The 11,742-nt window shown below is 60.9% G+C and carries 6 protein-coding genes and 1 pseudogene; 4 read left to right on the top strand and 3 right to left on the bottom strand.

The features are described from left to right. Positions 1-17 precede the first annotated feature (17 nt). Positions 18-2,864 (top strand): RNA polymerase-associated protein RapA, encoded by a 2,847-nt coding sequence (gene rapA, locus PSH87_RS06950; protein ID WP_017735923.1) that lies wholly within the window; start codon positions 18-20, stop codon positions 2,862-2,864. A 147-nt stretch (positions 2,865-3,011) separates the two neighbouring features. Here the strand turns inward: rapA and PSH87_RS06945 are convergent, their stop codons facing one another. Continuing rightward, on the bottom strand, positions 3,012-4,358 hold the full coding sequence (locus PSH87_RS06945; RefSeq protein WP_017735924.1) for an MFS transporter: 1,347 nt from the start codon (positions 4,356-4,358) through the stop codon (positions 3,012-3,014). Positions 4,359-4,609: 251 nt separating this feature from the next. Here PSH87_RS06945 and PSH87_RS06940 point away from each other — a divergent pair, with 251 nt between their 5' ends. The 3 genes and pseudogenes from PSH87_RS06940 to PSH87_RS06930 all read left to right on the top strand — a co-directional run bounded on the left by PSH87_RS06940 (position 4,610) and on the right by PSH87_RS06930 (position 9,761). Continuing rightward, on the top strand, positions 4,610-4,975 hold the full coding sequence (locus tag PSH87_RS06940; protein WP_257782932.1) for a YkgJ family cysteine cluster protein: 366 nt from the start codon (positions 4,610-4,612) through the stop codon (positions 4,973-4,975). Positions 4,976-5,114: 139 nt separating this feature from the next. Further along, positions 5,115-7,379: pseudogene (locus tag PSH87_RS06935) on the top strand (putative bifunctional diguanylate cyclase/phosphodiesterase). A gap of 204 nt (positions 7,380-7,583) precedes the next feature. Then, positions 7,584-9,761: a hypothetical protein gene (locus PSH87_RS06930; RefSeq protein ID WP_026136694.1), complete on the top strand. Its 2,178-nt coding sequence runs from the start codon at positions 7,584-7,586 to the stop codon at positions 9,759-9,761. Positions 9,762-9,797: 36 nt separating this feature from the next. On the opposite strand, the gene PSH87_RS06925 is transcribed toward PSH87_RS06930, so the two are convergent. Both PSH87_RS06925 and PSH87_RS06920 read right to left on the bottom strand, forming a co-directional pair. Further along, positions 9,798-10,889, bottom strand: a complete 1,092-nt coding sequence (locus tag PSH87_RS06925) for a hypothetical protein (protein WP_305432957.1) — start codon at positions 10,887-10,889, stop codon at positions 9,798-9,800. A 271-nt stretch (positions 10,890-11,160) separates the two neighbouring features. Then, entirely contained in the window at positions 11,161-11,463 is a 303-nt protein-coding gene (locus PSH87_RS06920; protein ID WP_017735930.1) for a DUF2288 domain-containing protein, read from the bottom strand. Between the last annotated feature and the right edge of the window lie 279 nt (positions 11,464-11,742).

Below are 11,742 nucleotides of genomic sequence, written 5' to 3'. Positions count from 1 at the left end.
GGCGGGAGTCAGGCAGCATGGCGCAGCAGTATCAACCGGGGCAACGCTGGATTAGTGACAGCGAAGCAGAGCTGGGGTTAGGCACCGTTCTGGCACAGGACGGGCGCTTGTTGACCGTGCTCTATCCGGCCACTGGCGACACCCGCCAGTATGCGCTACGGAATGCGCCCCTCACCCGCGTGCGGTTCTCGCCGGGTGACAGCATCACCCATTTCGAAGGCTGGAAAATGACCGTACAGGAAGTCGACGACGTCGACGGCCTGCTGGTCTACCACGGCCTCAATGGGCAGAACGAGCAGGTCACCCTGCCGGAAACCCAACTGTCCAATTTCATCCAGTTCCGCCTGGCCAGCGACCGTCTGTTCGCCGGGCAGATCGACCCCCTGGCCTGGTTCTCGCTGCGCTACCACACCCTGGAACACACCAGCCGCCAGTTGCAATCCGCCCTGTGGGGCCTGGGTGGCGTGCGTGCGCAACCGATTGCCCACCAATTGCACATTGCCCGTGAAGTCGCTGACCGTATCGCACCGCGGGTATTGCTGGCCGACGAAGTCGGCCTGGGCAAGACCATCGAAGCCGGCCTGGTGATCCATCGCCAGCTGCTGTCGGGCCGCGCCAACCGCGTGCTGATCCTGGTCCCGGAAAACCTGCAGCACCAGTGGCTGGTGGAAATGCGCCGCCGCTTCAACCTGCAGGTTGCGCTGTTTGACGAAGAACGCTTTATCGAAAGCGATGCCGCCAACCCGTTCGAAGACACCCAGCTGGCCCTGGTGGCGCTGGAATGGCTGGTGGACGACGAGAAGGCCCAGGACGCGCTGTTCGCTGCCGGTTGGGACTTGCTGGTGGTCGATGAAGCCCACCACCTGGTCTGGCACGAAGAGAAAGCCAGCCCGGAATACGCATTGGTCGAACAACTGGCCGAAGTGATCCCTGGCGTACTGCTGCTCACCGCCACCCCGGAACAACTGGGCCAGGACAGCCACTTCGCGCGCCTGCGCCTGCTGGACCCGAACCGCTTCCACGATCTGAAAGCCTTCCGCGCCGAGAGCGAGAACTATCGCCCGGTGGCCGAGGCCGTGCAGGAGCTGATGGACAAGGGTCGCCTGTCGCCCAAGGCGCATAAAACCATTCAGGGTTTCCTCGGCGATGAAGGCGAAGCGCTGCTCACCGCCGTCAACGATGGCGACACCGAAGCCAGCGCACGCCTGGTGCGTGAGCTGCTCGACCGCCACGGCACCGGCCGCGTGCTGTTCCGCAACACCCGCGCCGCCGTGCAGGGTTTCCCGGAGCGCAAGCTGCACGCCTACCCGCTGGCCAACCCGGACGAATACCTCGAACTGCCGCTGGGCGAACACGCCGAGCTGTACCCGGAAGTCAGCTTCCAGGCACAACCGGACATCGACGAAGAACACCGCTGGTGGCGCTTCGACCCGCGTGTCGAATGGCTGATCGACCAGCTGAAAATGCTCAAGCGCACCAAGGTCCTGGTGATCTGCGCTCACGCCGAAACCGCCATGGACCTGGAAGACGCCCTGCGCGTGCGTTCCGGTATTCCGGCCACGGTGTTCCACGAGGGCATGAACATCCTCGAGCGTGACCGCGCCGCCGCCTACTTCGCCGATGAAGAGTTCGGCGCCCAGGTGCTGATCTGCTCCGAGATCGGCAGCGAAGGCCGCAACTTCCAGTTCTCCCACCACCTGGTGCTGTTCGACCTGCCGTCCCACCCCGATCTGCTGGAACAGCGCATCGGGCGTCTGGACCGGATCGGCCAGAAACATGTGATCGAACTGCACGTGCCGTACCTCGAGACCAGCCCGCAAGAGCGCCTGTTCCAGTGGTACAACGAAGCGCTGAATGCCTTCCTCAACACCTGCCCGACCGGCAACGCCTTGCAGCACCAGTTCGGCCCACGCCTGCTGCCGCTGCTGGAAGCCGCCGACGATGGCGAGTGGCAAGCCCTGATCGACGAAGCCCGCACCGAGCGCGAGCGCCTGGAGCAAGAGCTGCACACCGGCCGCGACCGCCTGCTGGAACTCAACTCCGGCGGCGCCGGTGAAGGCGATGCGCTGGTCGAGGACATCCTTGAGCAAGACGATCAGTTCGCCCTGCCGATCTACATGGAAACCCTGTTCGACGCGTTTGGCATCGACAGCGAAGACCATTCGGAAAACGCCCTGATCTTGAAGCCGAGCGAAAAAATGCTCGACGCCAGCTTCCCCCTGGGCGACGACGAAGGTGTGACCATCACCTACGACCGCAACCAGGCACTGTCGCGCGAAGACATGCAGTTCATCACCTGGGAACACCCGATGGTGCAGGGCGGCATGGACCTGGTGCTGTCCGGTTCGATGGGCAACACCGCCGTGGCGCTGATCAAGAACAAGGCGCTCAAGCCGGGCACCGTGTTGCTGGAACTGCTCTACGTCAGCGAAGTGGTGGCACCGCGCGCCCTGCAACTGGGGCGTTACCTGCCGCCGGCGGCCCTGCGCTGCCTGCTGGATGCCAATGGCAATGACCTGTCGGGCCGTGTGTCGTTCGTGACCCTCAATGACCAACTGGAAAGCGTGCCACGGGCCAGCGCCAACAAGTTCATCCAGGCCCAGCGCGACCAGCTGACGCCACGGATCAACGCCGGCGAAGAGAAAATCACCCCGCAACATGCCGAGCGCGTGGCCGAGGCCAAGCGTCGCCTGGCGGCGGACACCGACGAAGAACTGGCGCGCTTGACCGCGTTGCAGGCGGTCAACCCGACGGTGCGTGACAGTGAGTTGGTGGCGTTGCGCAACCAGCGTGAGCAAGGGTTGGCGATGCTGGACAAGGCCGCTTTGCGTTTGGAAGCGATTCGCGTCCTGGTCGCCGGCTAAAAAAGAAGGCCCGCGCAATGCGGGCCTTTTTTTTAGGCCTTTCGCGCCTCATCGCAGGCAAGCCAGCTCCCACAGTTGACCGAGTTCCAACGTTGGAATGCAGTCAACTGTGGGAGCTGGCTTGCCTGCGATGAGGTCACCTCGGTCTCAAGCTGTAACCGCCGAACCCGGCACCTCCACCGCACTCAACCCCTCCTTCATCTTCTTGGCATCCCGCACAAAACACCGCGACGCCTGGAACAGAAACAGCATGGTCAAGAACAGCGCCACCGGAATCAGGTACATGGCGTCATGCAACCCCACCGCCTTATAAGCCTCGGTCATCTGCTCCGCCCCGGCCGCATACATCGCCGAATGGGCAAAGTGATCGGACAAGCCCCCCACCACAATTGGCCCCATGCCACCACCCAGCAAGTACAACCCGGCAAAAAACAGCGCCATCGCCGTGGCCCGCAGGCGCGGCTCGACCACGTCCTGGATCGCCGTGTACACGCAGGTGTAGAAGTTATAGGCAAACAGCCAGCCCACGCTGAATACCGCGACGAACACGCCGATCTCAATGCGCCCGGCATGCAAGGCCCAGGCGGTGCACACCGTCGAGATAATCAGGCTGAACGCCGCAAACAACAGCCGGCCATTGGCGATGCGCTGATGGATCTTGTCGGCCACCCAGCCGCCCAGGGTCAGGCCCACTAGCCCCGTCAGGCCGACGATGACCCCGGTGGCCACCGCCGCGTCCTGCAACGGCATCAGGAAGTAGCGCTGCAGCATCGGCACCAGGAACGAGTTGCAGGCATAGGTGGCAAAGTTAAAGCACAGGCCAGCCAGCACCAGCCAGAGGAAGGTCGGCACCGCCAGGACGCGGCGGATCGGGCGGTCCACGCGTTCCTGGGACACTTGCACGGTCTCCGCCGCGCCGCGCTTGGGCTCCTTGATATAGAACATGAACACCGCGAGGATCATCCCCGGCACGGCGGCAATAAAGAACGGTGCGCGCCAGCTGTCGAACGCCTTGACCATCCAGCCGATGGTGAAAAATGCCAGCAACAGGCCCAGGGGCAAGCCAAGCATAAAGATGCCCATGGCCCGGGCACGGCGGTGGGCGGGAAACAGGTCGCCGATCAGCGAGTTGGCCGCCGGTGCGTAGCTGGCCTCGCCGATGCCGATGCCCATGCGCACCAGCAGGAAGGTCCAGAAACTGCCGACCAGGCCATTGACCGCCGTCAGCCCGCTCCAGGCGAACAGGCCCCAGCCCATCAGCTTGCTGCGCGAACCGGTGTCGGCCATGCGCCCGAGGGGCAGGCCGGCAATGGCGTAGACGATGGTGAAGGCGGTACCGATAATGCCGAGCTGGAAGTCGCTCAGGTGCCATTCCATGCGGATCGGCTCGATGATGATCGCGGGAATGGTGCGGTCGAAGAAGTTGAACAGGTTGGCCAGGAACAGCAGGAACAGAATGCGCCAGGCATTCGCCGCTTGGGTCGAGTTCTGCATGGGTCCGTCTCTTTTATTGTTATGAGAGCTGCGATGCCCGATGCATCCTGCCCGGTATCAGCAACATAGTCAGGCTGGCGGCGCTTGTCTGTAATGATTCGTAAAGCTGATAGGGCATGATTTCCCCCAGATTCATGGGACTTCCCCTACGAAAATATATATCTGCGCCCCTCTTCCCAACGGCCATGGCGCAGATAGAATGGCGAGCCTTCCCGTAGTACCCCCTCTTACATTTCTTATCGATGACGTCCATGTCCGAAGCCAGTCCGTGCCTGAATTGTGGTGCCTGCTGTTCACACTTCCGTGTGTCTTTTTTCTGGGGTGAGTGCGCCTCCTCCGGCGGGACGGTACCGGACGATCTGGTGGTGCAGATCAATCCGACGCGCGTGGCCATGATCGGCACCGACCAGAAACCCGTGCGTTGCTGCAGCCTTGAAGGCGAAGTGGGCAAAGGCACCAGTTGCTCGATCTACGAGCAACGGTCGAGCACCTGCCGTGAGTTTGAAGCGTCCTGGCACGAGGGCGTACAGAACGTCGATTGCGATGCCGCCCGCGCGGCCTTTGGCCTGGCGCCGCTGGAGATGCCCTTCGAGCTGGACCTGCCCATCAGCGCTTAGCATCAAACGCTATGGCCGGCATGCCAAAATCGTAGAGATCAAAGTGCCATTATCCATGGCGAATTTCGCAGGCCTTCTATACTCGAGGTCGTAGGCCATCGCTGTAGGCAATGGCGCAACGACTTTTACGGGACATGCTATGGAATGGCTTGGTCTGCATTTTTTTACCGAGCTTCCAGAGAACGGGCACTTATTACTCAATTGCAGTCATAACCCCTTCCTGGTTCTGCTGGCCTACCTGGTCGCGTGTGCGGCGGGTTTTGGCACCCTTGATATGGCCGAGCGGGTCGGCCACGTCGAAGACCCTACCGCTCGTCGCCGCTGGCGCTGGCTCGGTGCCGGTTGCCTGGCGGGTGGCATCTGGTCCACCCACTTCATCAGCATGCTGGCTTTCCAGGCGCCCATCGCCATTCATTACGAATTGATCATGACGTTCGCCTCGCTGCTGATCGCCATGATCGCCGCGCTGTTCGCCATGAAAACCCTCAGCCACACCCATCTGCGGTTCCATCAGTACCTGCTGGCGTCGGTATGGATGGGCCTGGGCATCGCCCTGATGCACTACGTGGGCATGTCGGCTATGCGCTCCCAGGCCGCGGTGTATTTCGAATCCGGGTTGTTCATGGCCTCGGTGGGCATTGCCATCGGCGCCAGCCTGGCGGCGCTTGCTGTCGAGCTACCTGCGCAACGGTGCCGGGGTGTTCCACCAACTCTGCTCAAGTACGCCGCCAGCCTGGTACTGGGCGCCGGCATTCTGAGCATGCATTTCACCGGCATGGCGGCCATGCGCATGCTGGTGCCCACTGGCGCCGATCTATCGCTGCCATTGGACAACAACCCCATTCAACTCGGCCTGTCCGTCGCCGTGATCACGCTGCTGGTGATTGGCAGCAGCGTCAGCGCCGCCCTCGCGGACAAGAAGCTTCAGCATAAGGAACGCGACCTGCGCCGGGTCAACGCCCTGCTCAGCGAACTGGACCAGGCCCGCGCCTCCCTGCAACAGGTGGCGCACTTTGACGCGTTGACCAGCCTGCTCAATCGGCGCGGTTTCAACCAGATCTTTGCCGAGAAGCTCGACGAGAAAACCAGGACTCACGGCATGATGGCCGTGGTTTTCCTCGATATCGATCATTTCAAACGCATCAACGACAGCCTCGGGCATGACGCAGGCGACCAGTTGCTCACCGTGCTCGCCGCGCATATCAAAGGCTCGGTGCGCAGTCATGAAGATGTGGTGGCTCGGTTCGGTGGCGATGAGTTCTGCATTCTGATCAGCGTCCATCACCGTGACGAAGCGCGCCACCTGGCCCAACGCATCATGCAAAAAATGAAAGAACCGATCGAACTGGCCGGGCGGCGCATGGTGATGACCACCAGCATTGGTATCAGCCTGTTTCCCGATGATGGCCTCACCTGTGAAGAGCTGCTGAAAACTGCCGACCTGGCGCTGTACCAATCCAAGGACACCGGGCGCAACAGCCTGACCTTCTTCAGCTCCAACCTGAAAACCCGCGCCTTCCTCGAACTGCAACTGGAAGAAGAACTGCGCGGCGCCCTGCGTGCGCGCAACCAACTGGTGCTGTTCTACCAACCGATCTTCGACATGAAGCTGGGCAAGGTCACGCGCCTGGAGGCCCTGGTGCGCTGGCAGCACCCGGTGCATGGCCTGCTCGCCCCGGACCGCTTTATCGGCATCGCCGAAAACAATGGGCTGATTGCCGACCTGGACCACTGGGTATTGCGCCAGGCCTGTCATGACCTGAGCCTGTTGTCTGACCGGGGCTACACCGAACTGACCATGGCGGTGAACTGCTCGGCCCTCAACCTGGCCCGCGACGAACTGGCCGACGAGATCGAAGACGCCCTGCGCTTCAGCGGCATCGCGGCCCACCGCCTGGAACTGGAAGTCACCGAAAACGCCCTGATGGGCAATATCAGCAGCACCCTCGCCCTGTTGCGGCAGATCCGTGCGCTGGGCGTGTCGCTGGCCATCGACGACTTCGGCACCGGGTATTCGTCCCTCGCCTATCTCAAGCGCCTGCCGCTGAACACCTTGAAGATTGATCGATCGTTTATCCAGGACATCCCCAAGTCCACCGCCGACATCGAGATCGTCCAGGCGATTATCGGCATGGCCCACACCCTGCACCTGCAAGTGGTGACCGAAGGCGTGGAAACCCAGGCGCAATTCGAGCTGCTGCTCAAGCATGGCTGCGATTACGTCCAGGGTTACCTGTTGAGCCCGGCGGTGTGTGCCGCCGACGTGATCGGTGTCATCCAGGGCATTCAGATGCGTAATCCGTTGTACCCATTCAGCGTGGCGGGCACCAAGGACCCGCTGGCCCCCAGAAGTCCCTCCCCGGTCCGTATCGGCCCCACTTCGGTGATTCGGCCAATTCGCTGACGCCGAAACTTTGGCATTTCGCCATCATTTGCTTAAAGAAACCCGACAGACGGCCGATTCATCAGAGTCCGGCCACGATTTCCCTTGAAAAAGCAGGGTTAAACCCACGCGTCCCGGACGAAAACGCGCTGCAAAGTCGCGAACTCCCATTCAGTGATGGCTCCTTGAATTCTTCCAGCCATCCGTCCAAGTACATGGCGCCCAATGACTTCCAAAAATAACTCTGCCACCGTGGTTCCCGACGAGTTGCCGACAGCACCTGCGGAAAAATCCCCAGGTTCAAAGTCATTGAGCAGCGCCCGCCCGCTGGCGACCCAGCAGTACTTGTACTTCACCGAAACCAATACCGACCGCATCCTCGACAACCTCGACGGCCTGCGTGACATGGTGTTCCCGCGCCTGCCCCAACAGGAAGGCGACGGCGACCCGCGCAACGAGCAGGAATTTCCCTCGGTATGCCTGATCGGCCTGGGCCGCTGCGGTTCGAACATCGCGCTGGACGTGGCGGAACTGGTGTACAACGCGCGCAAGTTCTACCTGAACGAATTCAGTAACGAAGACAAGTCGGTGGACAAGGGCTACAGCCCGGCCCAGTGGATTCGCAACAACCTGCGCCTGGGCGGCGGCAAGGCCAGCAAGCCGGTATTCCTGGTGGAACCGCTGGTGATGCTGGGCGACTTGGACAAGGACATCGCCGGGCGCATCCGCTTCTCGCGCAAGGGCGAAAAAAGCGGCTTCTTGCGCGACTACAGCAAGATGAAAATCATGGACCTCTCGGAAGTCCATGCCGGTGGCGCCGGTAACGCGCCGATCCTCGGCCAGTACCTGGCCAAGATCATCCTCAACAAGGACACCCAGCGTTTCTCCAGCCCCGACTGGAAAATGATCCACTCGTACCTGATCGACTCCTGCGGCATCAAGGCCAACCAGTCGCGCCTGTACTTCTCGATCTTCAGCGCCGGCGGTGGTACCGGCTCGGGCATGGCCTCGGAATTCGGCCTGGCCCAGCAGCACTCCTATATGAACAAGACGTTCGACACCAAGCCCGCCGACGAGCACGACAGCAAGAGCGGCCACGCGTTTGTGTTCGAGCCGATCTTCACCAGCGGCATCTGCGTGCTGCCGAATATCTCCGATCACCGCAGCGAAATGTCCGAGGCGCTGCACATCAACGCCGGGCGTTTGCTCTGCAAGTATCTGTCGGAAGAATGGGATTTCTCGTACAACTTCGCCAACGAAGACAGCAGCGAAGCCAGCGTGAAGGGGCGTATCCGGCCGTGGAACGCGATGATGCTGATCTCCAACGACATCATGCGTTACGCCGAAGAAAGCGATGACGGCAATATCCAGAACATTGACGTCAATGCCATGGAAAAACACGCCAACCAGTACATCTCCCAGCAGATCTTCAACATCCTCACCGCCCAGGCGGTGACCACCGACTACGACCAGAACTACTTCCGTCGCGCCGGTATCGACATTGGCGAGACCATCCGCCTGGATGCCAACGACCTGTTCATGAGCCTGGCCGGCCCGGTGGCGATTGCCTACGCCGAATCCGTGGTCCCGGAAACCCCGGCGCCGTCCAATGACAAGTTCAAGGTGTTCGATAAAGAACCGCAGCGCCTGAACATCGACGACCTGTTCTTCCGCTCCATCGACCTGCCGCACTTCAACAAGGTCACCCAGGCCATCGAAGGCATCAGCCTGTTGCCGATCGAGTCCAAGCGCTACAAGGCGTCCCTGGAGCAGTACAAGAATTCCGGCTACGACGCGGCGGCGCTGCATGACCTGCACTTCTTCAAGAACTGCTCGTCGGTGGTGTCCATCGTTTCGTTGCCCAAGGACTACAAGCTGTCCTACATGGACCTGAACCGGCTCAAGACCCACCTCAACAGCCTGTTCCCCAACACCACGCTCAAGCGGTATGCCTTGGTGATCGGCGCTTCGGCCAACCTGTCGCTGACCACCCTGATCGCCAAGAGCCCGTGCCTGTCGGATGATTTCCTCACGCTGATCGTGGCGTTTATCAAGCGCTGTTTTGCGCGCAACCCGTACCGTTTCGATGAGACGCTGGACAACTCGATCCTGGACTTCATCATCCACGAGGACTTCGACGAAGACCGCATCGACGAGTTGCTCAACGAGTTTGAAAACCCGGCGAAGATCCTCGATACCAACTGGTACGCGATCAAGCCGATGTATGAGAAGAAGTACCGCGAGCTGATCAACGACAAAGAGAAGTTTGTCTCGATCAATGACATTCGCCTGTCACGGGATTGCGTGAAGAAGGCGATCAAGTACCTGCGCGAGATCTATCGTCATCGCATCGGCAAGACCAAGGTCATTTCCTTGAACAACTACACCGGCAAGACGTTCTAGGCCGCGGAGGCGGCGCCACTCGGCGCCGCCGCCCTGTTATTGGGCCAGGCGCTGGCGCAGGAAGGCCAGGATGGTTTGCTCGTCCGCCGCCTTGGCGGGCCGGGGCATGTGCTGCGGCCATCCGGCGTCCTTCGCCTGCAGCAGCTTCTTCTGCTCAGCCTCGTCCCAGCGTCGTATTTCCTTGCAGGCGGATTCCCACCAGCCGTGTCGGCACACGTCGTAGTACGGGTGCTCGGGCGCGGAGCTGCCGTAGAGCAAGTCACGGCCGACCTTCTTCAGATGCTTGCGCAGGTTGCGCAACTGCCACTTGATCCACACGCGCTGCAGTGGCGATGGCATCGGCTTGAAGCGCGGCACATCCAGGCAACGTGCGACCAGTTCCGGGCTGAACGCCTCACCGTGCAGGCTGAAAAAGTGCGCCTGCATGGCATGGAAGAAGCGCTTGTCGGCGTAAAAGTGGTGCACGAACTTGCGCGCCTCGCGCACCGGCTTGCCGCGCATCGCGAAGGAAATCGCCACCTGCTCGATGGTGTGGATGTCGAACGACTCGCGGGTCCACTCGTCGATAAAGCCGATCGCCGTTTCGAGCAGCGGTGCGTCACTCGCCCGCACACCGCACAGGCCGCTGTTGTATAGCTTGAAACCATTGCTGGCACTGATGCCATGGGCCTGTAGGTCGCGACCCAATTTGAGGTAGTCCGGACGCTTGCAGACGTAGCTCCAGTCGTATTCGAACTCGTCCATCACATACTGGCCGGGCTCGATCAGCTCGAGTACGCGGTGGGGCGATTTGAGAAACAGCGTGTCGGTATCGACGAACAGGGTCTTGTCCGCCAGCGTCAGCCCATGGGCGATGGCGCAGGCCTTGCGGCGGTGGGTGTAGCCGTTGTCGCCCTGCCACCGGGTCAAGGTCTGCTCATCCAGTGCGAGGGTTTCGACTGGCCAGCCGGTGTAGTCCTGCGGACGATCCGTCATGACCCGAATGCACAACGACTCGCCCTGCTTGAGCTGCGACAGGGCGGTGAGGATGCTGAACTTGGCCTCGCGTCGATAAACATCCTGTTCACCGTAGACAAGGTAGAGCAGCTGGTGCGGGGTTTTTAGTAAGGGCGGCAGCGTGGACGGCATGACGGGCTCCATGGAACAAGCCGCGAACTTTACCGGAATCCACTGACAAATCCGCGCAACCCGCAGATTTATCTTACAAATGACCCTTGTTTATTCACACCAGGAAACAATTCTCCCACCGGTTAGCCGGGCTCAAAACTGTTCCCATGACGCGCACGTCACCCTGCGCTGTGACCTTTCTCTACGGCAACTTGCCATCACGGCGCCAGCGGTTACTCCGCTACACACTTCTGCCAGGGAAAAACATGCACCTTTTTTGTGCGAGGTTTTCTTACGCTGCCCTTTCCTGGATCAGAATCCACGGCGAAACCACCACGGCCCACAGGCTCGGATCACGCTCAACCAGGTCCAATGCCCGCGTCGCAGACACTTCGCCAAGGCTGCCCGAGGCCAGCCAGGCAGCCACTTTGTCACGGTTGTCCTCGGCCATTCCTTCGGCGGCCTCGATCAAATCCAGGCCGGCATCGACCCACAATAGGGCACCCTTGGCAAAGAACGGTTCAAGCTCCTTCCAGGAAATTTCGGCGGTTTCACCGAGCAGCTTGGCATAGAGGGTGCTAGGTTCTTGCGTCATGGGAGTTCACCTTGGGGAAAAAACGGCGCAATCATAACGTCACGCCCTTGGTAGAAAAACCCAGTTGCAAATGAGGCATCGATAGAAAGTGTCAGAAAAGCCAAGGATTGCCTGAAACTCTGGCATAAGCCCGCCGCAATTCTGTCTTTTTCTTTCATTTAAGCGACACACCCGGGTTTTGCCCCCAGCAGCCAGCTTTTCAAGCGATCAACCGGCGCTCTACACTGTACCGGTACAGTTGCCAGGTCGCTGCCGGGGGGATATCCGAGATATCCGATC

Source organism: Pseudomonas sp. FP453, from assembly GCF_030687495.1.
Taxonomy (GTDB): Bacteria; Pseudomonadota; Gammaproteobacteria; order Pseudomonadales; family Pseudomonadaceae; genus Aquipseudomonas.
Note: the sequence above shows the minus strand (reverse complement) of the source record. Positions and strands in the feature narration are given on the sequence as shown.

Excerpts from the sequence above, each read along its gene's own strand:
- PSH87_RS06920 (WP_017735930.1), bottom strand. The coding sequence starts at position 11,463 with ATGACGCAAGAACCTAGCACCCTCTATGCCAAGCTGCTCGGTGAAACC.
- rapA (WP_017735923.1), top strand. The coding sequence starts at position 18 with ATGGCGCAGCAGTATCAACCGGGGCAACGCTGGATTAGTGACAGCGAA.
- PSH87_RS06925 (WP_305432957.1), bottom strand. The coding sequence starts at position 10,889 with ATGCCGTCCACGCTGCCGCCCTTACTAAAAACCCCGCACCAGCTGCTC.
- PSH87_RS06945 (WP_017735924.1), bottom strand. The coding sequence starts at position 4,358 with ATGCAGAACTCGACCCAAGCGGCGAATGCCTGGCGCATTCTGTTCCTG.
- PSH87_RS06930 (WP_026136694.1), top strand. The coding sequence starts at position 7,584 with ATGACTTCCAAAAATAACTCTGCCACCGTGGTTCCCGACGAGTTGCCG.
- PSH87_RS06940 (WP_257782932.1), top strand. The coding sequence starts at position 4,610 with ATGTCCGAAGCCAGTCCGTGCCTGAATTGTGGTGCCTGCTGTTCACAC.